Below are 24,041 nucleotides of genomic sequence, written 5' to 3'. Positions count from 1 at the left end.
CATGCTGATTGCATTCCCATTATTGTACACCCGCCCCCCGGCCGCCGTCAAAACCGTACAGCCCGATACACGGCGGGAGCGCTGCCGCAAATCTTACCTGGAAACTAGATTTTTTGGGAAAATAGGCGAAGGCTGCTGCTCTGTAGATATTCATAAGGACAGCTTGGAGGCAATCGGAGACGGGCGCTTGCAATCGGAAGGAGAGCCTTTGGGGTAAACAGGCCGGCAAGGTAAGCAGGAGCAGGAGCCCCAAAGTGCCAGCGGTCTTCGGTCCTCAGAGGAACCATTGAATTGCACCGAGCACCAAATCGCAGCCGAGCAGTACGAAGAAGCCGAGACGAAGCATGACGGAAATAATTTTCTTGCTGTTCACCTTCCCCCGCTTGCGGTACTGCAGGTTGCCGAACCAGCCGAACAGAAGCAGCGACACAATCAGGAGAAAATAGTAGGCGAAGCTAAACGAAAACACAGAAATCAGCTTCTCGGCCACTGCACCAAACAAGAGCAGGCAAGTGACATCGATCGTCAGCAGCATCGCCTTGCGCTTGTTTAAGTAAATGGCATAAAAGCCAAGCCAGAGCACAACAAAAGAAAGCAGCGGGAAGGTAATGGCAGCCGCGTATAATTGCTTTACAAATCCGATCACCCATTCCATAAGGCATCACTCCCCTTCGATTGCCTTCATCAGCAAATATACAGCACGATGTGAAGGAGCATCCATGCCATACTTCTCGGCGGCACGGAGCAGCGCGCCGGTAATCCAGTCCAGCTCGGTCGGTCTTCCGGCGAGCACATCCTGCAGCATGGACGAGCTGTTGGCAGCCGTCCGGACGCACACCTGCAGGACTTCTTCCCATAAGCCGGGCGAGAGAGGAACCCCTTCAGCACCGGCTATGCGCAGGGCCTCATTGAACAGCCTGCGCATCAGATCCAGCGCATGCGGTGACTCCAGCAGCTCCCCGTTACGAATGCGCAGAATTGCCGTGAGCGGATTGATAAGCGCATTCATAACCAGCTTGCTCCAAACGTACGGAGCGATAGGATTTGTCCATTGTATCGTAAACCCGGCACTGGACAGCAGCCCGATCAGCCCCTGAGCTTCCCGAATCACCGTTTCGCGATACAATGGCCCCGAATGAAGCTCCGAACCGCCGCTTTCCTTCGAAACCGCGGGGCCAATTCGCGTCAGCCCGCGGCCTGTGTGAATCACGCGGCGGGTATCCTCGGCTTTGGCACCCTCGGTTGTAACGGCGGCATACATTCGGTCCGGGTCAATGCCTGCCGCCAGCAGGCGCTCCACATGACCGATTCCGTTTTGAAGCAGCAGCAGACGTGTAGAAACGCCCATCGCCCTCTGGACCGATTCCGCTAACGCCCCGTTGATATGCTGCTGCTTTACCGCAAGCACAATCCACTCCGGCTCCATTTCCTGAAGAAGCCGGACGGCTTCTCCCGGTCCTTCCAGCGCGGCAGTGCGGGCATCGGCCAAGATATGCTCCGTCCCGTCTACTAGCTGAATTCCGCCGCCGCCCGAGATGGCATCGGCCTGCTCCTTCGTCCGTGTAACCAGCAGCAGCTGCGCACAGAAGGGCTGAAGTCGCGCGGCCAAAAGCCTTCCCAGCGCGCCAGCGCCAATAATCGCCGCTCGCTGCACCTTTTGGTCTGTATCTACATGACCTTTGTAAGATTCCATAATGGTATGGTCAGGCTCCTTTAGGATGATATTCCTATTATAAAAGGACTGCCTGCGAAAATCGATAGCCAGCCCGGGAATTGTCAGAGCCTGCCGCCTCATCCCTCCAGCCGGCGAAGCGCTGACTGCCGGAACCAACGGGTGCATCAGGAATTTGGTTTTTGATCCAAGCAAAAAAACCGGTTTCCTGCACAGGAACCGGCTGCTGTCAAACCTGATTTCGTGTTCATTTTTTTTGTTCTTCCGGACTATTCGACCCGCTCCAAATTCCCACTTGCATCCATTCTGAACTTCGTCTTCAGCTCTTCTTCTTCCTCTACCAGAAACGCCAGCTTGCGCGCCCGATCCATAATCTGAATGAGTGCCTTGTAGTCATCGTTCACGACCCGGTAGTCGGTTTGGACCTCATTCATTTCCTTATCCAGCACATCCTTTTCCCGCCGCAGCCGGTTCAGCTCTTCATCCCGCTCACGAACCTGCCGTTCGAGTCCCTTGATTTGCCGGCTCATTTCCTGATAGGTCCCCTTCCAGCTGCGCAAAAAGCGGATCACCGCGTCTATCGAAACCGACTCTTCCAGCGGATCACCGAGCGAAGCGCCTTTAAAAGAAGGCAGCTCCCCCGTCTCCACCGTAGCAATGGAGGCAAGCTGCTGCGAAGCCCCGCCCCGCTTCAAGTGGCTCCGTTTTTGCCGCTGGGTTTTCGCAATTTGAATTGCGGCCTCGTAACGCTTCCTGACGCAGCTGTTCCAGCGGAAGCCGCATGCCGCCGCTGTCCTGGCTATTTTTTCCCCAACCTCTTCAAACGCCGCAAGCTGTGTGCTCCCTTCCCGGATATGACGAAGGGTTACCTCAGCCAGAATCAAATCGTCCTCTTCGCTCCATGCGTCTTGTCTAACTGCCGTCATGTTGTCAAACCTCCCAACATTTCTATCGTTGTCCTGTTCCTGTTTTCGTTTTTACTGTGCCTTTTACACTCTATGCATAGAATGAATTTCATAGAATCTATTTGTTACTATCCGGTATTGCCATTTTTTTGGGCCCTCATACATGATGTCCTTCGGAAAGGGACAAACTAGCAGGGAGGATAAAAGGGATCATCGTTTAAACGCAATGTCAAGAGAAAACCAAAAAGTTTGCCATTTCGTCAAGGATTATAGTTTACACTTTGGGCACCTTACGGGTATAATGAACAGTGAAAATGTCGACCGTGTAGAGGGAAGGGGGATACATAGATGCCGCGCATGTTTCGTGTACTCGGTTTTTGGGCTTTAGTCATCGGCTTGATGGCACTAGCAGGTCATATGACGCAGATGGCGCTGTTGTTTTTTGCCCAGGCAGTTGCCTTTGCTTTGTTGGGATATATGAATTTGTCCGAACGCAGCTACGTCATGATTTTCTGGGGATATCTGTTCCTCGCGTTTATCGGGTTCTCATATTGGACCTTCTTCGAGATGAGTGTGTAGCCGATAACACAAAGAAACGGTTTATACCGCTTCCATGCACGAAAACACCGCCCGGCGTGATAAGCCGTGCGGTGTTTTTTTGCGGGTCGGATGTCATGCCATGCAGGCAAGCACCGCACCTATAGCTAATGCACCTGACGCTAGCATACAAACCGCTTCGTCCAGAAATACGCAAGGCTAAGCTTCCCGCGTCTTCACTTGCTTCAACACCTTAAACAGCTCACTCATGCCGTCGCTGAGAAGCAGCTGGCGAATGGCCCGGTTCCGCTTCGCCGCAGGGCTGAACGGGTCCCCCGACACATCGGATTGAAGAAGCTCCAAAATTCCCGCGTCCACCATAAATTGCTTCTGCGTTCGCAGCCCCGCATGGCGCAGCCCGGCTTTAAGTCCCGCATCGATGCACGCGCTGAAATTGACATGGGCCGTCATATCCTGCTCTCCCGGCCGATCCAGTACACGATCATGCGCCTGATGCTTGAAGTAGCACAGCAGTGTCCCGTCCATCCGGTGGGCGGCATACAGCTCGGAAGCGAAGTCCCCGTAATCCACCGTGAGAACCGCTCCGTTTTCCAGCCAAGATCCGATCCGGCTTATCCAGTCGATTGCCGCAAGATTCACTTCAATGTGCTGCCCTTCCTCGGCCTGCGGACAGTAAGCAGCTGCATATAAGGCCAGACAAGGGCTTGATAAGCCGCCCCGGACAAGGGACAGCCCGCCCGTTGCCCGCCGTTCCACATAGATTTCCCGCCACTGCTTCCGCTCGTATACAAGGCGATGCACCGGCATGGCATCCAGCAATTCATTGGAAAATACCATCCAGTCCGCCCCATCGATTCCACATTCCCACGGCGGCCGTTCCAGCAGCACGATTTTGTCGGCGTGCGAGGCAAGCCGTTCGTGGATCAAGGCTCTGTGGTGCGGACTGCTTTCTACCATGACATAACTCAATCTGGCGTAAAGCTGCGCCTTTTCGGCCTTCAGCCAGTCCAGTATTTGCCCGGCCAGCCGCCCGTCGCCTCCCCCCCACTCCATAATCCGGAAGGCTTCGCAGCCGGCCGTACACTCTTGATGCAGTCCGGCCAGCTCCCGTGCGATCAATGGTCCGAATACCCCTCCGATAAAGCCGGAGGTATAGAAATCCCCCTCCTTGCCAAGCTTCTGCCGATCGCTTGTGTAGTACCCGTATTCCGGGTGATACAGGCATGCATCCATATACTCCCGGAACGTCATTCGGCTCTGATCCGGCGCCGCCAGCCTCTCCTCCAGCCAGCCTTGAAGCGGGGTTACAGTAGGCTTCAAACGCGATACACCTCTCTCTCTATGTACTTACCCACGGACGTTCCCTCCTTAACCGCAGCCAGCATTAGGCAATCCTGCAAGACAAGAATTGACGCAAGCGTTATAATGGGGGATGATACCGTAACCGAAAGGAGCTTATATGTACTTGTTGACCCGTCCAGTCCAACGATGGCGTCTGCTTGCGCTGGCATGCGCGCTCATCGTGATTGCCGCTGGCTGTAAGGACAATAAAGCCGCAAAAGCGCATCTGCAGGAAGCCTACATCAAGCAAGCCGAAATGAAAACGTACCGCTTTGAAGGCGAAGCCGCTCTCACGATGCCGCTTCAAGCCACCGGAAACATAAATCCTGTTTATGCCGCCGTATTAAGCACCTTCCGTGACAGCCGGCTCGAATGGTCCGGCATTTCATCCAGCGATCCGGTCCGCTTTGAGGGTACCGTCAAAATCACACCCAAGGATTCCCCCGCCGCTGTCGAAATCCCGGTCATCCTGAAGGACAGCAAACTGGCCCTGTCCATTCCCCTACTAAACAAACCGGGTGAATACACAGTCGCGGATTTAACCGCGCTTGGGGATAAACAGGGCGCGCCAAGCGTAATCCAGCCGGAACATCTGAAAGCGTCCGGCGAATTGATGCGGACGATCATGAATACGCTGATTGACAGCCTGGACCCCGCATGGTTCACAGAACAACCGCAGCAGTTTACGGTGCATGTGGATGAAAAAAATCTGGACCAAGCTTCAGCAGCTCTGACCCCTCAGCTTCCGCTGCTCGTTGACGCCCTCAAGCAATACTCGCTCCTGGGTGCGGAAACAGCCGACAAGCTGAAGAAGCAGGCGGCCTCCAGCAAGCTCGCGCTGAAAGCGCCTACGGATATCCAGGTTCATGTGGACGAGAACGGCTTTATCCGGGATCAAACCGCTTCGCTTGTCTTTGACTTCACGAATGATTCCGGCAAAGCATATGCCTATCAACTAAAACTGACACAGCGCTACAGCGACATCAACAGCAGTTCTATCACGTTCGAAAAAGAAATCCCGGCCAGCAGCAAGCCGTTAGAACAAATTCTCCGGCTCCTCAGCAAATGAGGAGTCATTTTTTTCGAATTTTGTGATACGCTAATGATATCCAAGCCTTGGAAGGAGCAGGATAAACAGATGGCATACGATACAGTGCCTAGAAAACCGGCCCGCCGCGGAATCATGGCCCTGCTTGTCCTCTTGGTTCCGATTTGGCTTATTTCTCCGCTGATCCCGGCCTCAACCGGTGTCGCTGCGGCTGCCCCGCTACAAGAGAATGCGGCCGCTCCAGATCAGACGGCGGATACGGAGCTTCACTCCTTGCTTCAGAAGGGAATTACTTTAAGTGAAGTGAATCAAGAGCTGGCCCGGCTCGCTGTTCAGGAGCAGGAGCTGCAGGAGCTGCTGCTGGAGACCGAGGAGCAGCTGCAGGAAGCGTCAGCCCAGCTTGTACAGGCCCGGCGCCAAGCGAATCACATGCTGGCCGCTTATTATATGGGAAGCCGCAAGTCCGTATGGCTGCTTCTGCTTCAGGCCCGGTCCTTCTCAGAGGCTATTCTGATCTCGGAGCTGGCTGCCAGAATGATGGAGCATGACCGCCGGATACTGACCCGCTTAACGGATGCGCAGCAGAACCTGCAATCCCTGCGGGAAGGCCGGATTAGAGCACAGGACGAACTGCTGGCCATGAAGACCCGGCTGTCGGATCAAAAAGCAAAGCTTGAAGCGCTGGAGCAAGAGGTTGAGCAGCAAATCACCTCGCTTCCGGAGGACCGCCAGGCTTTGGCAAGAGCGGAACTGGCGGCAATGAGCCAGCGCTGGGAGCAGCAAGGAAAGCCGTTATTCAACCGTTATTTCAAAGCGCTCAGCGATGCGTCCCAAAGCTTGACGGATCTGCTCAGTCAGGGGAACAATATGTCACTGCAAGGAGGCATGGGCTTGAAGGCCTCCGTTCAGTTGACCGACACCCAGATCAACGAGCATCTTCGCAGCCGCAATGAGCTATTCCGCAACATGAGCATCCGATTCGGCCGCAATGAAATGGTGGTAAGCGGCGAAGAGGACGGGCAAGCCATGATGATAAAGGGAACCTACCAGATCGAGAATACACCCCAGAACGCCATTCGCTTCAAAATTGACGACCTGCAGTATAACGGCTTTGCGACGCCGGAATCCACCAAAGCCGAGCTTGAAACGGAATATCCGTTAGTCATTTACCCGCAATTATTCGCTTCCTTTATCCAGGCTACCGATATTCAGCTGACCGAAGGCAAGCTCCAGATTCTCCTGCAATTTAAGCTTTAACGTGTCTAGAAGCAGCCCCGGCAGCGTAATACCGGCGCTGCTTTTTATTCAGCCAAGGATATCCGGCTGATTTTATTTCCCCTCAAACAGCTTCTGGCTCTGATCGGCGAACGTTTGTACCGTGTGCTCGCCCTTCCACAGCTTGTCCAGCTCTATTTTGAAGCTAGCCAGCTTCTTCTGCAGCCCGGGATCTCCCATCACAGCCTTGCTATAATCAATCAGAGGAAGAACCTCTTTTAAATCAGCATCATTCTTCATGCGAGGGGACCCGTAAAGGCTGGCATAAGCGGGAAGCACTCTCGCTTCTTCCCAAAGCTTCAGCAGCGCTTCAGACGAGGTCAGCTCCTGGACCAGCAGCAAAGCCTCCTTGGAGACCTCCGACCGGGAGGAGACGACAAGGCTTTTTCCTTTCAGCCATAATCCTCCCGCTTCTCCTCCGGCAAGGGGCAGGCCGTTAAAAATAATTCCCGGCTTGCTGTGAGCCTTGAACTCGCTGTATGAGGCAATCAGCATCAGGGCCTTGCCCTGCTCCAGCGCATCCCACGCATTCCATGTCTCAGAAGCAAGAGGGATTGTCCTGCTGGCGGCCGACTCCTTCGCAGCCGGTGCCGGTTTAGCCGCTTTTTTATCATCCGTTAGAAATAACATCGCTTCAAGCAGCTTTACTTGGGCGGGGGCATTAAAAGCTGCTGCCGTTTGCCCGCCAGGCAGAACCGCGCCGGCGCCGCTTTTGCCCGAAGGGGGCAAATACCCGCTGCCAAACGCCCACATGGCGGAGAAAAAAGCATACGGGTCCGTGCCGTCAAATAATACACCGTACTTGTCCTCGGCCGGACGTGCGCTTGCCCTGTGCGCGGTCAGCAGGCTGGATGACGCAAGCTCCGGGTCGTTATCCTGGGCGCTTTTCCAGCGGGTCAACACATCCTTGTTGTACACAAACCCGTAAGGCTCCACATGAAAGGGCTTGCCCCACAAATAGCCGTTCCATTTTATCTGGCCAAGGACTGTTTGCAGCGTCTGGGCCTGCTGCTCGGTCGTGTATTGCTCATCGACAGGCAGCAAATAACCGAGCGCGGCAAATTCATCCACCCATATATTGTCAAGCAGCATCACATCCGGCCCTTCACGGAGCTGGGCGCTTTTCTTGTACTGCTCGTACGCTTCTTTTTCCGTCAGGTTGTCCAGCTTGATTTTGACACCCGGCAGTTTAGACTGAGCCTGCTTCACCAGCTGCTGCAGGGTTTCGAACTCCCCGGGCATAAGAGACACGGACAAGCTTAGTTCTTTGGCCGCATCGCCGGGATCGGTTTGGCCCCCGGTGGATATAACAGCGTTTTCTTCCGTATAATTAGAAACGGACTCCTTCTGCAGTCCGAATTGCAGCAGCATTCCAAATGCAAACACAACCACCGCCGTAATGACAATCCAGCGTTTTTTTAGCTTACCGAATAAAGTTCCCCGATTAATCATAACGCGCTCCCTTGTTAATCGTTGTTCTATTTATTCTACCAGAAACCGCCGCTTCTTGTCTTGTCACCCACATTTTCACACATTTTGCCGAAGGAACCGTTCCTGTGGCATAATTTGGATAAGAAACTAATCGGGAGGATGGGCACATGCTAAAATATGGCATCATTATGGCGCCGCCGGAAGGCAAGCAGGCGGGCTTTTATGCACAATTTGTCAAGGCGCTGGCTGCGGAAATCCAATTATTCGACCGCGATAAAGAGCTGCTCATTGTCAACAGCATGGAGGAGCAGGAAAAAACGGCCGGCTTGTGTGAACGCTATCAGTTCGGCGCTGAACCGGTTTTGCTGCTTATGCTGCCAGTTTCCGCGGAAACGAAGCCGCTCTGGGACGACTATGGCTTTCAAAGCCGGGCGGGACACCGTTATTTGTACCATGATGCCTGCGCTTTGTTCCGCTTCCACACGTTCCAGCCGGCGGCTGCAGCACCGGAGCAGGCCGAAGCCCAAATGGACGAGCATCTGCTCGCCGCCCTTCCTGACGGAAACGGCCGCATCTATGCAGTCGATAGCTCCTTCAAGGCACTGATGGAAGGTATCGCCCGGGCCTATATGTGTGCCATCGAATGGCTGGAGCCGCAAGAAGTGAGCAGCCCGGGTACCGGGTATCCCTTCAAGTAAAAAACCGCCTTCCCCGATCCTGCTGGAATCGGAGCTAGGCGGTTTTTTCTTTTAGCGCAAGGGGATGGGTTAAATTGGTGACGGACCTCGGAAGGCTTACAGCAAATCAGCTGCCGATTGGGCGAGCGGCGAGCGTTCGCCGCGTTCCAGCGTAATGTGCCCGGACAGAGGCTCCTGCTTAAACCGCTCCACCAAATAGGTCAGGCCATTGCTGGTTGCATCCAGATAAGGATGATCTATTTGCTCCGGATCTCCCATGAGTACGATTTTACTGCCCTCGCCGACGCGGCTCACAATGGTTTTGACCTCATGCTTGGTCAGATTTTGCGCCTCGTCGATAATAATAAACTGGCCCGGAATGGACCGGCCGCGAATATAGGTCAGCGCTTCGACCTGAATACTGCCCAGACCCGCAAGCACCTTGTCGATATCTCCCGGTCTTTTCGTATCAAACAAAAATTCCAGATTATCATAAATCGGCTGCATCCACGGACGCAGCTTCTCTTCTTTCTCTCCGGGTAAATAACCGATGTCCTTGCCCATGGGGACAACGGGACGCGCAATCAGCAGCTTCTTGTATTTGCGCTCATCCTCGATTTTCATCAAGCCCGCGGCAAGCGTCAGCAGCGTTTTTCCTGTTCCCGCCTTGCCGGTCAGCGTGATGAGCGGTATGTCATCATTCAGCAGGAGTTCCAGCGCCATGCGCTGCTGAACGTTCCGGGCGCCGATTCCCCAGATTTGGTCATTGCTGAGAAACAGCGGCTCCAGTCGCTTCGAATCTGCACTCGTTTTGAGCAGCGCCGACTTGCTTGTGCCCATTTCATCCTTCAGAATGACGAACTCATGCGGGTGAAGCGGGTATCCCAAGTTCAGACTGGAAACCGGGAGGAACCGGGCATTGTAAAATTCATCGATCACTCCCGGATGAACCCTCAGGGTGATACACCCGGCATACATATCGCTCTGGCTTACGATCCGGTCGGACATGTAGTCTTCGGCCGTCAAGCCCAGCACATCGGCTTTAATCCGAACCAAAGTGTCCTTACTGACAATAACGACAGGCTTGGGCTCCGGCTTCTCCTGCTCTTCAACATGATAATTCAAAGCAACCGCCAGAATGCGGTTATCATTCGTTATCTCCCCGAACACCTCCTGCATTTTCACAAAGCTGCGATGGTTCAGCTCTACCTTTACAGAGCCCCCCTGCTCCAGCTCCACGCCTTCAAATAAGCGGCCTTGCGACCGAAGGGAATCCAGAAGTCTAGATACATACCGGGCATTTCGTCCGAGCTCGTCGGCATTCCGCTTTTTGGTATCAATCTCCTCCAGCACGACAGCCGGAATAACGACATCGTTATCGTCAAAAGCGAAAACCGCGTTCGGATCATGCAGCAGTACGTTTGTATCGAGCACGTAAATTTTTTTCATCCGGGTTCCCTCCTATGAATTGTGCCTGCCCTGAATTGGAAATCGGAAGGCACGATCAAGTACATAACCGAGGCGCATGCGGGACAACCTATGAAACAATGAACCAATCGCGGAAAGGACGGATGCACATGCGTCTTCGCATTTTGTGGACGACAGGAATAAGCTGTTTACTGCTGGCCGGGTGTATGAATCAACAGAAAGAAACCGCCCCCTCTCAAGAATCAACGGGTCAAGCCGGTCAAATCCGTGTACAGCAAACGGCGCCGGAGAAGAAGCAAATCGAGAACCGGCAAGAAGTTGCCGATCATTTGGAGAAGCTGGCGGAGAGTAATCCCAGTGTTAAAAAAGCAACCTGCGTTGTCATCGGCAACACAGCTATTGTCGGTCTTGATGTAGATGAGTCGCTCGAACGGGCCCGGGTCGATGTCATTAAGTATTCCGTAGCAGAAGCGCTTCGCAAGGACCCGTATGGCGTCAATGCCTTCGTCACAGCGGATCTGGATTTGAATGCGCGAATCGCCCGAATCCGGGATGACGTCCGTCATGGACGTCCTATGGCCGGCATAGCGGAGCAGTTAGCCGAGCTGATCGGACGTATCGTCCCCCAAATTCCAAGAGACATTCGTCCGGAGCAGCCCGAGCCGAGCAAAGCGGAAAACGAAGGGCAGTTTCAATCCAATAACCTGTAGCCTGAAAAAGCCTGGAATCCGCACACCCCTTCTCCTTATATCAAGTAAGAAGTAAGAAAAAAGCCTAGTACACAAAACGTACTTAGGCCTTTTTCATTGCGGAAAACACTTGTCCATCCAGCTTCTCCGCAGCTTGTTTGTTATAGGTTTTCTCATATTCCGGATCGACAGAAATGCGGGAGCCATAAAACATCGCATCCCGCACCGTGTCGATTTCAACATCAAAGCAGGCCAGCTTGAAGGGCACTTCCTCCAGGGCTTCACAGACCAGTCTGGCTTTGCCGTAAATAGCGTTGATAGTTCCTTCGCCGAACACAGTCAATACAGCCAGCGGCTGTTTGCCAAGGTTAGCTACTACCCGGGAACGCTGATCAATGGCAAACCTTACCGTTTTGGCATTCACTGCATACACCCAAGAAATGGCGCTAATCGCCGGCGAATCCGTCTGCGCATCAGTCGTGCCGAGCAAAACGAGCGTTTGCTGCCGAAGCAGGCTGAGCAGGGGTTCGGATAATGCTGTTACGAGTTCTGCCATGTAGTAGAAGGCCTCCTTTATCGCTTACATGCGTCTAAAGTCAGGTATGGCGTTCATCAGTAAAAGCTTATGTACTAAATGCCTTTGCCTCTATTATAGCATAAAACCGGCTCTTTTAAAGTGGGCTCCAGCCCGGATAACATACCGTCTGCCACCGAACAGTCACTCTTCCTTGAGTTCCTGCTTCAACGCATCCTTGGCCTGCTTCAGCTCCTCTTCATCGATCGTAATATAAGGACTTTGCCATTTTCCGGCAAGGTGTACATAGTTCATATTATCGCGGCCCGCCAAAAGATATGTCATCAGGAGCCTGCGAATTTGCTCGGACGGCATATCCGTCTTGACATGCTCTCCAGCTGCTTCAATGACAGGGCCCAGCCTGGTCAGACTGCCGAGCGACAGCATGCGGCCTTGAATTTCCCGCAGCACCATGGATTGACGCTCATTTCGCTCAATATCATTGGATTCCGGTGTAGCCGGACGGCAGTTCGAATGGCGATAACGCACAAAATTAAGCGTTTGTTCCCCATCCAGGTGCTGCAGGCCTTTGCTGAGGCGAATATCGGTTTTATCGTAATTATCACGGTAGCACATGTCGGAATCCACTGTCAGCGTCAAGCCTCCGAGCCGATCCACGATTGCGGCAAACCCGGAGAAATCAACGGAGCCGATATATGAGATCGGCACGTCCAAATATTTGGAGAACAAGTCCTTCATTTCTTTTTCGGCCTGGCCCTTGGATTGCTCGCCCAATTTAAAATTGGCATAATACGCATTGGCCTTGTTTTGACGCAGTCCCTTCACCTTCACCGTCATGTAGGTATCCCTTGGAATGGAAACCAGCGTAGCTGTTTTCCGCTCCGGGTTAAACGCCGCCACAATAATGACATCAGTATTCAGGCTGCCCGTCGCTTTTCGGGTGTCCATGCCGAGCAGGAGCATTGCAAACGGTTTATCCGCCTTGTCTGCAGGCACGGAAGCATCTGTTCCGACGGTACGAATCGCCTGGTCCGCCTTTAACAGCACATAACCCGCCGCGGCACCGCCACCCAGAAGTCCGATAAACAAAATCCACAATAAAATCTTGCCGAAGGTACGCCAGCCAGAGGGACGTGATCCGGCCGCACGTTTGACATGCTTGCGGATATCTGCCGACTCTTTGCGGCTAAGAGGAGTGCCCCGTTTCACAAATGAAGGCGGCTCCGGCCCGTTCGTCGGAGGCTGAGCGCTCATTCCGCACCCCCTCCCTCTCCGGTCTCCTCGCCGGCATTGCCGCAGCCCGTTTTGACGCTACCCTGCAGCGGTATAGGACTGTCATTATATTTGGGATTGGCGTTGATTTCTGCAAGCAGCTGATCCGCAAGCTCCCGGTCGAACCGCTGTTCACGCGGCTGGCCTTCGGCGATGTAATGAACGATGTAGTATTCCTCATCTTCTATGCGAAACCCGACCTGGCTGAGTTTATGGTCTTCCTCTAAAATTTGCATAAAAAATTGCTGGGTTTCCATCGCAGCCCCATCCCCCGGTCGTCCTTCCGAGACAAGACGAATTTGAAGCCAATTAAACAATGCATCCTGCAGCCTCATTGCTGTCCATCCTCCTTCAGCAGTATGACATCCCAGCCTTCGCCGTGCCACCTCTGCATCGCTTCCAGCCATTGCGCGGCCTGCGCAGGAAGCCCTGCTCTCCCGATTGGGGCATCATCCATCCACCTCTTTACTTCAGCGACAGCCGGGAGCCGGTTCAGCAAGGCTTCAGCACAGGAGGACAACCGCATGGCACCCGGAGTCCCGCCAATCGTCACTTCACCAGGCACGTTCAACTCAAGCCGTGCCATAGATACGCCGCAGGACAAGGAAGACTGTTTACCCGTATCAAACGGCGCTGTATCGTTTGCACCGCTCTCCCGGGGGATTGCAGATTCTTCTTCGGCAAGCAGGCTTGCTGTTTTAAACAGCATAAGCGCTCTTGGATGGACCTCCTGCATCAGCAGGCGCAAAGCCTGAAGTGAATCCGGATCATCACAGCCCAGCCTCTCTCCGCCCAGCGTCAGCGGGTCGCGGCTTTTCAGCGGAACGAGCCATACCCTCGACATTGGCATCCCTCTCCTATTGAAATCATTTGTATGCCATCCTTCGCCGCTTCTATTTTGCTGCGAGTTCAAGCTCATTCAATTGAAAAATTACGGTAACCCCCGCGCCCCTGACTAATAAAAAAGCGCAGCCCGGGAAGAGACGGCTTTCGCCGCCTGCCCGGGCTGCCGTGAGCAAAGCGTTATTTTTTGCCAAGCTTCGCCTGTACCCAGAACCGGATTCGGACAATGAGCATGAGCAATATGGCCACGCCGAGGCTGATAATAATCGGCAGCCCCAAATCCATCTGGAACAGCCATAAAATTATAACACCGACGCCAAGTAATACGTAAACAATGAATTCTTTCAGGAGCGGCAGTCTGCGTACGCGAAACACTTTAATGTACACATACGCAACAAACACATAAATAATGACATAGGTCCAAAACGGATGACTTACAAACCATGCTTGCATGGAGCGCTTCCCCCGTCCTGATTAAACTCCGGCTTCAGCCATTTTACGTTGTTTTTCTGCACGCTCCCGCTCGCTTTTGTTCAAAATTTTCTTGCGGAGACGAATCGATTTCGGCGTAATCTCGCAGTACTCGTCATCATTGAGGTATTCCAGCGCTTGCTCCAAGGAGAAAATGCGCGGCACCTTCATTTTGACCGTATCATCTTTACCCGCAGATCGAATGTTGGTCAATTGTTTCTCTTTGCAAATATTGACAACAATATCCGTATCGCGAGTATGCTCGCCGACGATCATGCCTTCATATACTTCTGTCGCAGGCTCAACAAACAGAATCCCGCGATCCTCGACGGACAAAATACCGTAAAGCGTGGCCGTGCCGTTCTCTGTCGAAATCAGCACGCCCTGATGACGTCCGCCTACGCCGGCACCTGCATATGGGCCATAGCTGTCAAACGCATGGTTCATAATACCGTAGCCGCGAGTCAGTGTCAGGAAGTTCGTCCGGTATCCGATCAGACCGCGTGCCGGAATCAGGAATTCCAGGCGCACTTGGCCGTTGCCGTGGTTAATCATGTTCACCATTTCGGCTTTGCGCGTACCAAGGCTTTCCATAACCGAGCCCATGCTTTCTTCCGGCACGTCAATCAACAGGCGCTCAATCGGCTCCATCTTGACGCCGTCCACCATTTTGATAATAACCTCCGGCTTGGAAACCTGCAGCTCGAAGCCTTCACGGCGCATATTTTCAATAAGAATCCCGAGATGGAGCTCGCCGCGTCCGCTGACGATAAACGCATCCGGGCTGTCCGTTTCCTCGACACGAAGCGCCACGTCGGTCTCCAGCTCTTTGAACAGACGCTCACGAAGCTTCCGGGACGTGACCCATTTTCCTTCACGGCCTGCAAACGGGCTGTTGTTGACAAGAAACGTCATTTGCAGTGTCGGCTCATCGATTTTCAGTACCGGAAGCGCTTCAGGGTTTGCCGGATCGGCAATCGTTTCCCCGATGTTAATGTCTTTAATCCCGGCAATCGCGATAATATCGCCCGCCGCAGCTTCTTCAATCTCAATCCGCTTCAAGCCTTGAAAGCCGAACAGCTTCTCAATCCGGGCCTGCTTCGTTCCGCCTTCACGGGTCATTACGGCAACCGGCTGACCTTGACGGATTTTGCCGCGGTTCACACGGCCAACGCCAATTCGGCCCAAATATTCATTGTAATCCATCAGAGTTACCAGGAATTGCAGCGGCTCCTCCGGGTTCTCGGTTGGGGACGGAATCTGGCTGATAATTGTTTCGTACAGGGCCAGCATGTTGTCATCCTGCTTCTCTGGCACAAGACTGGACGTTCCTTGCAGACCGGAAGCATAAACAACCGGGAAATCAAGCTGGTCGTCATTGGCCCCAAGCTCGATAAACAGCTCCAGCACCTCGTCTACAACTTCAGCAGGACGGGCGTTCGGACGGTCGATTTTGTTCAAGACGACGATTGGCGTCAAGTTTTGCTCGAGTGCTTTGCGCAGCACGAACTTGGTTTGCGGCATACAGCCTTCAAAGGAGTCCACAACGAGCAGCACCCCATCAACCATTTTCATAATGCGCTCTACTTCGCCTCCGAAGTCAGCATGGCCTGGGGTGTCTACAATGTTAATCAAATAATCTTTATACGTTACCGCCGTATTTTTCGCCAAAATGGTAATCCCGCGCTCACGCTCCAGATCGTTGGAGTCCATGACCCGCTCCTGAAGCTGCTCGTGCGCGCTGAAAATACCGGATTGCTGCAGAAGCTTGTCAACAAGTGTCGTTTTGCCATGGTCTACGTGGGCAATAATGGCAATATTGCGGATGTTTTCTCTGTTTATCATTGGAATGGTTTCAATCCTCTCTTCAATAAAGAAGCGCCGGACAGCTCCGACGCTTGACATTTGTTTTCATTATAGATTTTCATGCCGAAAAATGCAAGAGCCCTGCGGCAGCTTCCATAAGAAAAACAGGCGCAACATGCTTATTTTTTCCTGCTTACAACAAGATAAATCCCCGAAATAACCAGAACGGCGGCAATAAAATAAATTCCGATCGAGAAGAAAAAAATGAAAAAGAACAACAACGCCGACAAAATCCCGAGAGCCATCGAGGCGACATAAACCCCTCGCGGCGGATTCCTGTCAAACCAATAATATTCATATAGCCCAAGCGCCACGCCTAAGATCAGCAGGGGCCAAAGCCAGCGTATCGCCCACCAGCCGAAAACCGTGCAGAACAAAAACAGCGCTCCGTATGAGACCAAAATACCGCCCGGAACGAGCATTGCCGCCGAAAACCGCCGGTTAAAAAATAAATAATGAAGGAGAAGTCCCGGAATCAGGAGCAGCAGCGGCCAGAACACCTTGCCCAAAAAATGAAACACGCCTAATTTGCCAAGAACGATTATCGCTCCGATAACAATGATAAGCCAGCCTAGTGAATACTGTTGTTTCGACAAGTCCATCCCTCCAGAACCACGTGCGGTGTATCACCAATTTCCATTTTATCCGAAAAATTGACACCTGCCTAGTAGCGGAAACACGTTGCGCGGTCAGCGGTCAGCATGAAATGAGTTGGCTATCCGAAAAATCGGGAAGTAAAAAACCGTTCTTCAGCCGGTCAGGCCTGGAACGGTTGAATGCTGCACAGTTCATTGTTTCACGTGAAGCTGGGACGAAGGGACGGAGCCGGCATTTGAACTCGTAAAAAGGAGAGCTAGTGCTTGCCCCGGCCTGCTATTTTTTTAATTACACCAGACAAGATCACAATGGCTGTGAACAGCACAGGAATAATCCAATGAGGTATCGCATGCGGAAGCCATTCCTTCACCTTCTCATCCTTCATCAGCATCTCGCCGGCCGTATACCCCAAAATACCCGCGCCTACAAAAACAAGAATCGGATAGCGGCTAAGCAGCTTCATAACCAGCGTGCTGCCCCAAATAATAATCGGCACGCTAAGGCCAATGCCGAGCACGATTACCGGAATGTTGCCTTTGGCAACAGCCGCGATCGCCAGCACGTTGTCCAGGCTCATGACGAAATCAGCCACAATGATGGTACCGATGGCGCCCATCAGCGTGCTTGCTTCTTTGACATCTGCATGCCCCTCATCCTCAATCAGCAGCTTGATGGCGATATACATCAGAAGCAGAGAGCCGATAGCCTGAATGTATGGGACGGCAAGTAAATAAATAGCAATAACGGTCAAAATCAGCCGAAGGCCGACCGCTCCGAACGCCCCCCACCAAATCGCCTTTTTCCGTTGATGAACCGGCAAATTTTTGCTGGCCAGGGCAATGACGACCGCATTATCCCCACTTAATACAATATTAATAAGCATAATTTGGAAAAAAAGAAAAATCCACTCCAAAATCATCAACTAGCCCTCCAAAGCATTGAAATCATACTGCCGTGTATTGTAAAAGTAAAAAGGGTATCTTTAGGAATCATAGTCCGGCTTGGCCTGATTTATGTTGTCCCGTTTAAAATAAATCTTGATCGTCCTCTTCCAGCTGCGGCCCTCCCGGAAATACAAGCTCCGTTTCCGTACGCGCGATCGCATCATTCAAAAGCTCTTCATACCAGCCCCAGACTGCCTCCTGCCGTTCAACGACATGTACATTCGGATTCGTGCTCGGGGATCGCGGCAAAAATAATGTGCAGCAATCCTCATACGGCTGGATGGACAGGTCGAAGGTTCCAATCCGCTCCGCCACCGGAATAATCTCCTGCTTATCCATCATAATAAGCGGACGCAGCAGCGGCAGTCCGGAGGCCCGCCCGATTACATCAAGACTCGGCAAGGTTTGACTGGCCACCTGTCCAAGGCTTTCCCCTGTTACGATCGCCCGGGCCCCTTCCCGCTCAGCCAGCCGTTCGCAAAGCCGATACATAGCCCGGCGCGTATGGGTTACAAGCAAATTTTCTTGCGCGTTCTGCTTCAGCTTCAATTGGATTTCTGTTAGCGGTACCATATGAAGACGGATACAGCCTGAATAGTGAGCAAGCTGTGAAGCAAGCTCACGAACCTTGTGCTTGGCCCGCTCGCTGGTATACGGGTAGCTGTGAAAATGCACCGCTTCAAGCTTAAGCCCCTTGCGCATCGCATACCAGCCTGCGACGGGACTATCTATGCCTCCGGACAGCATCAGCATCGCTTTGCCGTTGGTTCCAAGCGGAAAACCGCCGGGAGCCGCTTCTACACGGTCGAATAAATAAGCGCCGTCCTCGCGGATTTCGATCACTAATTGCAGCTCCGGCTTGCGCACATCCACCTTCAGGCCCGGTATCCGTGGCAAAATGTATCCCCCCACAAACCTGGCCAGCTCCGGTGTATTCATCGGGAATAATTTATTGACCCGTTTAACCTCAACCTTGAAGGTAGCCGGCGGATTCGACCGGGACTGCACCAGTTCCAGTGCAGCCTGCTGAATAATGACGGGATCCAGCGCCGTCTGTACAGCAGGGCTGAAGGAAAAGAGCCCGAACACGTTTCTTAGCTGCTCCGCTATGGGCTCGTACGGCGCACCGTGCAGCCGCAGGTACAGCCGCCCGTATTCCCGGTGCAGCGCAACCTGCGGATACGCGCGGAGAATGGTTTGGATGTGCTGGATAACGCGATTTTCAAACTTGCTTCGGTTTTTCCCTTTAAGAGTAAGCTCTCCCATGCGGAGAACAACGAGATCCGGCTTCATACTGTTCTCCTTTTCTTCATCGACGACATTGACCTGATGAAAATCTGTATTGACTGAATTATCGGGAAACTGCCGCCACCCGGTCCAGTGCGGCGCTCAGCTTGGCTGCCAGCTGCTGGATTTGCTCCGGCTCATGCGCTTCGGATAAGCTAATCCGCAGCGGGCTTACCGCCCGCTGCCGGTCCGCTCCCATAGCAAGCAGTACGCTGCTCGGCTCTTCTTTGCCGGAGGAACAGGCCGACTTGGTCGAGATGCAAATCCCAAGCTCCTCCAGCGCATGCACAACAGCTTCCGCCTTCAAGCCCGGCGCAGAAACATTCACGACCTGCGGAGCCATGTCCGTCTCCTGCAGCGACCCATTATAAACAAGCCTTGGCTCCCGGGCGAGCAGGTCTAACAGCTGCCTGCGCAGCTGCCGCAGCTTCAAGGCTGCTGCAGGCTGGCGCTCACAGGCAAGCCTGACCGCCTTGGCGGTGCCGACAATAAGCGGCACATTCTCCGTACCGGAGCGGGCCCCCTGCTCCTGTCCGCCCCCGGCCAGCAGCGGACGCAGCTGTACACCATTGCGCCGGTACAGCACTCCCGCTCCCTTGGGGCCGCGGATTTTGTGCGCGGATATGCTGCACAGGTCAATCCCCCAGTCCGAGAGAGCTAGCGGCAGCTTGCCGATGCTCTGCACCGCGTCAACATGAAATAAAATGCGCGGATACGCCTTTAGCAGTGCTCCCGCTTCGGCTACGGGCTGAATCCGCCCTGTTTCATTGTTGACATGCATCATGCTTACCAAAATGGTATCAGGCCTCAAGGCTTGTGCAAGCTGGGCCACAGAAGCCGCTCCGCTCTGGTCCGCATCCAAGTACGTGACCTGGAACCCCTCCTCCTCCAGCTGCCGAAACGGCTCCATGACGGAAGGGTGCTCGATACGGGTCGTAATCAGATGCGTCCCCCGGCTGCGGTAATAATAAGCTGCGCCTTTGACCGCCAAATTGTTGCTTTCCGTCCCCCCAGAGGTGAAAATAATTTCCTCCGGCCGCACTGAAAGCTGTCCGGCAATCACGCTTCGGGCTTTGTTGACAAGCCGCTCCGCTTCCACACCCAGCTTGTGCAGAGCCGACGGATTGCCGTACGCCGTACGCATGACCTCGGTCACTGCGCGAAGAACCTCCTCATCTACCGGCGTTGTCGCGCAATGGTCAAAATATAGCATAACCGCTCCTTTCCGCCCTCATGCCGATATTCCCCAAATTTGAAATCTACGGGTGTGGGGGATACGGTATGGGGATCCTATCGTGTCCATACCCGCCGCAGGGTGAAGCCTTGACGGCAAATAAAAACGACCAAGCACCTGCAAGCATACAGCTTGACTGGCGTTGATCGCACTACGGTCAACGGGGTTACTGAACAGTGGGCCAGGCTATAACATCAAACCTATCCAAGATAGGAATTGCGTGTATTCAATACACGGCTTATATAATTGCGCGTTTCTTCCGGAAGCTCGGAACGCCGCGCCATCAGCTCGGCATCATGCGTCACGCCCAGCTTGTCCACCCGGCCCGGTCCCGCATTATAAGCGGCCAGCGCCAGCGCTTCATTCCCGTTATACTTTGACAGCAGGTAGTTCAAATATTTAGCGCCGCCGTTAATATTTTGTTCAGGGTCAAATGAGTTGGTTACCCCCAGCATTTTGGCCGTCCCGTCCATCAGCTGCATCAGGCCCTTAGCCCCCGCGCCTGAAACGGCATCCGGGCGAAAGGAGGATTCATTCTGGATTACGGATTTAATCAGGGAGGCATCCACGCCAAAGCGTTTTGCTGCCCGTTCAATTATTTCGTCATATTGGCCGGCGGAGGACATGCCGCCTGCGCGTTTTCCCGCTTCAATGGATATGTAGCTGGATAACCGCCCTAAGCCCTGCACAGCGCTGCTGTCCGAAGATAAACCCGCATTCTCATCTTCAGCCCCCACAAGGGATTGCAGCATCCCTGCAAATTCAGTGCTGCTTGCTCCTGTGCCGGTTGAGCCAAAGGGCTTGTCCATTGCGCTTTGCAGCTGCAGCTGAATGAGCTGTTGCACCACACTCGGATGAATTTTGTTCATTGCCCGGGTCTCCTCACATACATGAATAGCCTTCTGTCATACCTGGCTATTATTTTACACCGTTTCCTGAACATATTCTAGTGCCGATCCGCTTATTCTTACTCCTTTTATTGAAGCTCGATTCCCGATTCCTACCTGACAGGTGCCGCATACGTCCGCGGAAAAAGGCCGCTTCATACAAACAAGCAAGCCAGAAGACAGCCCCGGCTTGCTTGTTTATGTCCGCTCTCACCTAAAAACCGCCCGGTTTGATACCAAAAGGCATTGACTGCCTTTTTATTCGTATCAGCCCTGTCTCGGTTTAAAGGTCAGACAACAGGTTTCTGCACTCGTGCCCGCCGTATCCTGATGACCTGATTCTTGGGCAAACTCGGAGTCAAAGCTTCGAGAGGCATGCGAATCGATTTCGATCATAATGGACTCTGCTGAGCAATTATTCCCCGTAGCCCAGTATTCGCAGTTGGAAACACTGCACTTGACTGTTGGTTTCGCCATACGTATTCACCCCCTCCTTTACAAGCTTCCCGTTCCGGAGGAGAGATATACTTACTGGCGGCTCAAATTAAACGCGCTCGCCGTGAATTCGTTTTTGATTAATATAATCGTTTTCGTAATACGCCAGCTCTTCCCGAAGGCTCTCAAAAATCGGCGAAAGGCCGATGGTCAGATCGCGAACCGCACGCGACGGCTTCTTGCGGAAGCGGATCGCATCATGCCCGGTATAAGCATAGCGGCCATCCTCCGAATAACACTCATGCTGCGGATAAAAGTAGCTGTTAATGGAGTTGTGGTAAGTTTCGTAAAGCGCCCTTTCTGCTTGCTCCGCATGAAAGGAAGGACGGCGAAGACAGACCCCCAGCTTCTCGTAGCATACTTCGCTGAATACAAGCAGATGACGTGTATCAGCCAAATATCCTTTATAAAATTCATCCATCTCCGGGTCATTATCCGTGTTCAAACCCGCAAGGGATTGCGTGTTCAGAAATTGTTCCATAGCATTGATAGCTTCTTTTAATTTGGCTTTGGTTGATTCACATAATGATTTAACGTCGACTGCCACGTTGTATTGACCCCCTTAAGTGCATATTGCTGCCCTGTCGGCACCAATTAATCAGCATTATCGTACCATAAATTCACTGCGAAGGGTACAGCCAATTCATGAATATTTGCTCTCCTTCCTTCCAAGCCTAATCCATACGATCAAACGACAGGAGGAGGCAGCAGCATGCCAAAAAAATTATCCCCGCTGGTAGTTCTGTGCGCTGCAAGCACGCTTCTGATCAGCACGGCCGGCTGCACAAAGGAACAGCGGCAGGGACAGCTGCTCAGCCCGGAGCATGAGCTTCAGGCCAAGCAGTCGCTACTGGAGAACGATGTAAGCCGAACTGACGATCTGTGCCGTTCCCAGTGCTTGCTGGATTTCCAGCAGGCTGTAAACGAGCCCCGGCCCGCCAGCCCTGAGGAAGCCCGCGCACGGCTGGAAAAGCTGAAGCAGGAGCACCATCATATGACGCATCTGGAGTGGCTGGAAAAGACACCGGCTCAAGGGCCATCCGCCGCAGCGGAAGCCGGAAAGCTGACGTCATCCGATCAAGCGCTGGTAGCCGGGTATCTGGATCAAGCCAGACAGCAGGCGCTGGCAGGACAAACCTATCAATCGCCGGGCGCAGGCGAAGGGGAAAACCGGATGTTTGTGCTGGGCGTGCCTTCCGCCGACGGGCAGCAGGCGCTCGTCGGCGTAGTCCGCCAGCAAATTTTGTACAAGGTGGAAAATGATCTGCGCAAGGACTTGCGGCTTGTGCCCTACCCTAGCGACAACCGCTGGAAAATCGAATCAGTGGATTCCGACACGCTGCGCGATGTGAAGGTCGATCACCCTGAGGATAACGAAGGGACAAGCCATTACCATGTCAATCAGGTTGTGGTCAAATTCCGGCAGCCGCCAAGTGCCGCGGAGCTGGAGCAAATCCGCAAGGACATCGGGGCCGCCAAGATGGAAAAGCTTGGCTATACGTATGTTTTTGAGTCTCAAACGATGGAAGCCAAGCAGCTGATGTCCTATTTCAAACAGCTTCATGTGGAGTATGTGGAGCCGCACTTTTTGTATACGACCAACGAATCCGTCGTACCCAATGACGCGCTGTTCTCCAAATATCAATGGAACCTTCCGATTATCGAAACCCTGAAGGGCTGGGATGTCGGGCGGGGCACGGATAAGGTGATTGTCGCCGTAGTCGATACCGGCGTAGATACTAGCCATGTTGATTTGAAGGAACGGCTTCTGGAGGGCCGCAACATGGTTGATCAGACTTCTCCACCCGAAGACGATGTAGGCCACGGCACTCACGTCGCCGGTGTGATCTCCGCCATCACCAACAATAAAGAGGGCGTCGCCGGGATGTCATGGTTTAATCCCATTTTGCCGGTAAAGGTGCTGGATCACACCGGGGCCGGGACAACCTATTCTGTGGCCCAGGGCATTATTTGGGCTGTTGATCACGGGGCAAAAGTCATTAATCTCAGTCTTGGAAATTACGCACAGGCGGAGTTCCTCCATGATGCGATTAAATATGCGTATGACCGGGACGTGCTGCTTATTGCCGCAAGCGGGAACGACAATACCGAGAAGCCCGGCTATCCTGCGGCCTATCCCGAGGTATTTGCTGTAGCTGCGACGGATGCAAACAAAACAAAGGCTTCCTTCAGCAACTTTGGAGATTATGTCGACGTATCCGCTCCGGGCGTTAACATACCGAGCACCTATCCGCACAATCAATACGCAGCCTTGTCCGGAACCTCTATGGCCAGTCCCCATGTATCCGCCCTGGCAGCGCTCATCCGTTCCGTTAATCCGAAGCTGCGTAATGCGGACGTCATGAACATTATGCGCCAAACCGCCGAGGACTTAGGAACCGCCGGGCAGGACAAATATTACGGATACGGGCAAATCGATGTCGTCAAGGCGCTGGATCAAGCCAGTCAAAGTCAAGGCTCCTTGACCCTGACCTCCAGTTACGTCGGGAGGGAAATCGGCCGTATTGAGGACAAATACACCGGCAAATAAAAAAACAAAAAAACGCCCCAAGGGGCGTTTTCTTC

At 53.3% G+C, this 24,041-nt stretch carries 25 protein-coding genes; 6 read left to right on the top strand and 19 right to left on the bottom strand.

Annotated elements, in window-relative coordinates:
- Nucleotides 1-274: 274 nt before the first annotated feature.
- The 3 genes from WBG83_RS13540 to WBG83_RS13530 all read right to left on the bottom strand — a co-directional run bounded on the left by WBG83_RS13540 (nt 275) and on the right by WBG83_RS13530 (nt 2,598).
- A complete protein-coding gene (locus WBG83_RS13540) occupies nt 275-655 on the bottom strand; it encodes a DUF3397 family protein (RefSeq protein ID WP_336745623.1) in 381 nt (126 codons plus the stop codon).
- A gap of 6 nt (nt 656-661) precedes the next feature.
- On the bottom strand, nt 662-1,693 hold the full coding sequence (locus tag WBG83_RS13535; protein ID WP_336745622.1) for a 2-dehydropantoate 2-reductase: 1,032 nt from the start codon (nt 1,691-1,693) through the stop codon (nt 662-664).
- A 248-nt stretch (nt 1,694-1,941) separates the two neighbouring features.
- The gene (locus WBG83_RS13530; RefSeq protein ID WP_336745621.1) at nt 1,942-2,598 is read right to left on the bottom strand and encodes an RsfA family transcriptional regulator; all 657 of its coding nucleotides are present in this window, start codon (nt 2,596-2,598) and stop codon (nt 1,942-1,944) included.
- A gap of 327 nt (nt 2,599-2,925) precedes the next feature.
- On the opposite strand from WBG83_RS13530, the gene WBG83_RS13525 reads away from it, so the two are divergent.
- Nucleotides 2,926-3,156, top strand: a complete 231-nt coding sequence (locus WBG83_RS13525) for a DUF2626 family protein (protein ID WP_336745620.1) — start codon at nt 2,926-2,928, stop codon at nt 3,154-3,156.
- Between the two features lie 177 nt (nt 3,157-3,333).
- On the opposite strand, the gene WBG83_RS13520 is transcribed toward WBG83_RS13525, so the two are convergent.
- Nucleotides 3,334-4,455, bottom strand: a complete 1,122-nt coding sequence (locus WBG83_RS13520) for a class I SAM-dependent methyltransferase (protein ID WP_336745619.1) — start codon at nt 4,453-4,455, stop codon at nt 3,334-3,336.
- Nucleotides 4,456-4,600: 145 nt separating this feature from the next.
- Between WBG83_RS13520 and WBG83_RS13515 the strand changes: the two genes are divergently transcribed.
- Nucleotides 4,601-5,545: a hypothetical protein gene (locus tag WBG83_RS13515; RefSeq protein ID WP_336745618.1), complete on the top strand. Its 945-nt coding sequence runs from the start codon at nt 4,601-4,603 to the stop codon at nt 5,543-5,545.
- Between the two features lie 69 nt (nt 5,546-5,614).
- Nucleotides 5,615-6,781: a coiled-coil domain-containing protein gene (locus WBG83_RS13510; RefSeq protein WP_336745617.1), complete on the top strand. Its 1,167-nt coding sequence runs from the start codon at nt 5,615-5,617 to the stop codon at nt 6,779-6,781.
- 72 nt (nt 6,782-6,853) lie between these two features.
- On the opposite strand, the gene WBG83_RS13505 is transcribed toward WBG83_RS13510, so the two are convergent.
- On the bottom strand, nt 6,854-8,251 hold the full coding sequence (locus tag WBG83_RS13505; RefSeq protein ID WP_336745616.1) for an extracellular solute-binding protein: 1,398 nt from the start codon (nt 8,249-8,251) through the stop codon (nt 6,854-6,856).
- A gap of 146 nt (nt 8,252-8,397) precedes the next feature.
- Between WBG83_RS13505 and WBG83_RS13500 the strand changes: the two genes are divergently transcribed.
- Nucleotides 8,398-8,928 carry a hypothetical protein gene (locus WBG83_RS13500; protein WP_336745615.1) on the top strand — a complete coding sequence of 177 codons (531 nt, stop codon included), beginning with the start codon at nt 8,398-8,400 and terminating at the stop codon, nt 8,926-8,928.
- A gap of 96 nt (nt 8,929-9,024) precedes the next feature.
- Here the strand turns inward: WBG83_RS13500 and WBG83_RS13495 are convergent, their stop codons facing one another.
- Nucleotides 9,025-10,356, bottom strand: coding sequence for a PhoH family protein (locus WBG83_RS13495; RefSeq protein ID WP_336745614.1), 1,332 nt, complete (start codon nt 10,354-10,356; stop codon nt 9,025-9,027).
- A gap of 98 nt (nt 10,357-10,454) precedes the next feature.
- Here WBG83_RS13495 and WBG83_RS13490 point away from each other — a divergent pair, with 98 nt between their 5' ends.
- A complete protein-coding gene (locus WBG83_RS13490; RefSeq protein WP_336745613.1) occupies nt 10,455-11,045 on the top strand; it encodes a YhcN/YlaJ family sporulation lipoprotein in 591 nt (196 codons plus the stop codon).
- An 82-nt stretch (nt 11,046-11,127) separates the two neighbouring features.
- Here WBG83_RS13490 and WBG83_RS13485 read toward each other — a convergent pair whose 3' ends face one another.
- The 13 genes from WBG83_RS13485 to WBG83_RS13425 all read right to left on the bottom strand — a co-directional run bounded on the left by WBG83_RS13485 (nt 11,128) and on the right by WBG83_RS13425 (nt 22,002).
- Nucleotides 11,128-11,580 carry a pyridoxamine 5'-phosphate oxidase family protein gene (locus tag WBG83_RS13485; protein ID WP_336745612.1) on the bottom strand — a complete coding sequence of 151 codons (453 nt, stop codon included), beginning with the start codon at nt 11,578-11,580 and terminating at the stop codon, nt 11,128-11,130.
- Nucleotides 11,581-11,742: 162 nt separating this feature from the next.
- Nucleotides 11,743-12,813: an LCP family protein gene (locus tag WBG83_RS13480; RefSeq protein WP_336745611.1), complete on the bottom strand. Its 1,071-nt coding sequence runs from the start codon at nt 12,811-12,813 to the stop codon at nt 11,743-11,745.
- Nucleotides 12,810-13,166: a hypothetical protein gene (locus WBG83_RS13475; protein WP_336745610.1), complete on the bottom strand. Its 357-nt coding sequence runs from the start codon at nt 13,164-13,166 to the stop codon at nt 12,810-12,812. Before WBG83_RS13475 ends, WBG83_RS13480 begins: the two co-directional genes overlap by 4 nt.
- Nucleotides 13,163-13,675 (bottom strand): hypothetical protein, encoded by a 513-nt coding sequence (locus WBG83_RS13470; protein ID WP_336745609.1) that lies wholly within the window; start codon nt 13,673-13,675, stop codon nt 13,163-13,165. The genes WBG83_RS13475 and WBG83_RS13470 overlap by 4 nt, the downstream gene beginning before the upstream one ends.
- Nucleotides 13,676-13,854: 179 nt before the next feature.
- A complete protein-coding gene (locus WBG83_RS13465; RefSeq protein WP_336745608.1) occupies nt 13,855-14,127 on the bottom strand; it encodes a YlaH-like family protein in 273 nt (90 codons plus the stop codon).
- A gap of 21 nt (nt 14,128-14,148) precedes the next feature.
- Nucleotides 14,149-15,990: a translational GTPase TypA gene (gene typA, locus WBG83_RS13460; RefSeq protein WP_336745607.1), complete on the bottom strand. Its 1,842-nt coding sequence runs from the start codon at nt 15,988-15,990 to the stop codon at nt 14,149-14,151.
- 140 nt (nt 15,991-16,130) lie between these two features.
- Nucleotides 16,131-16,607, bottom strand: a complete 477-nt coding sequence (locus WBG83_RS13455) for a hypothetical protein (RefSeq protein WP_336745606.1) — start codon at nt 16,605-16,607, stop codon at nt 16,131-16,133.
- Between the two features lie 257 nt (nt 16,608-16,864).
- Nucleotides 16,865-17,524: a TerC family protein gene (locus WBG83_RS13450; protein WP_336745672.1), complete on the bottom strand. Its 660-nt coding sequence runs from the start codon at nt 17,522-17,524 to the stop codon at nt 16,865-16,867.
- A 109-nt stretch (nt 17,525-17,633) separates the two neighbouring features.
- The gene (gene thiI / locus WBG83_RS13445; protein ID WP_336745605.1) at nt 17,634-18,845 is read right to left on the bottom strand and encodes a tRNA uracil 4-sulfurtransferase ThiI; all 1,212 of its coding nucleotides are present in this window, start codon (nt 18,843-18,845) and stop codon (nt 17,634-17,636) included.
- Nucleotides 18,846-18,903: 58 nt separating this feature from the next.
- Nucleotides 18,904-20,052, bottom strand: coding sequence for a cysteine desulfurase family protein (locus WBG83_RS13440; RefSeq protein ID WP_336745604.1), 1,149 nt, complete (start codon nt 20,050-20,052; stop codon nt 18,904-18,906).
- Nucleotides 20,053-20,273: 221 nt separating this feature from the next.
- Nucleotides 20,274-20,942 (bottom strand): lytic transglycosylase domain-containing protein, encoded by a 669-nt coding sequence (locus WBG83_RS13435; RefSeq protein ID WP_336745603.1) that lies wholly within the window; start codon nt 20,940-20,942, stop codon nt 20,274-20,276.
- A gap of 285 nt (nt 20,943-21,227) precedes the next feature.
- Entirely contained in the window at nt 21,228-21,437 is a 210-nt protein-coding gene (locus tag WBG83_RS13430; RefSeq protein ID WP_336745602.1) for a DUF1540 domain-containing protein, read from the bottom strand.
- Nucleotides 21,438-21,504: 67 nt separating this feature from the next.
- Nucleotides 21,505-22,002 carry a DUF3907 family protein gene (locus WBG83_RS13425; protein ID WP_336745601.1) on the bottom strand — a complete coding sequence of 166 codons (498 nt, stop codon included), beginning with the start codon at nt 22,000-22,002 and terminating at the stop codon, nt 21,505-21,507.
- 165 nt (nt 22,003-22,167) lie between these two features.
- On the opposite strand from WBG83_RS13425, the gene WBG83_RS13420 reads away from it, so the two are divergent.
- Nucleotides 22,168-24,006 (top strand): S8 family peptidase, encoded by a 1,839-nt coding sequence (locus tag WBG83_RS13420; RefSeq protein WP_336745600.1) that lies wholly within the window; start codon nt 22,168-22,170, stop codon nt 24,004-24,006.
- The last annotated feature ends 35 nt before the right edge of the window (nt 24,007-24,041 follow it).

Source organism: Paenibacillus sp. y28 (assembly GCF_037137075.1).
GTDB lineage: Bacteria > Bacillota > Bacilli > Paenibacillales > NBRC-103111 > JBBBNV01.
The sequence above is the reverse complement of the archived record's forward strand: the minus strand, read 5'-3'. Positions and strand labels throughout refer to the sequence as shown.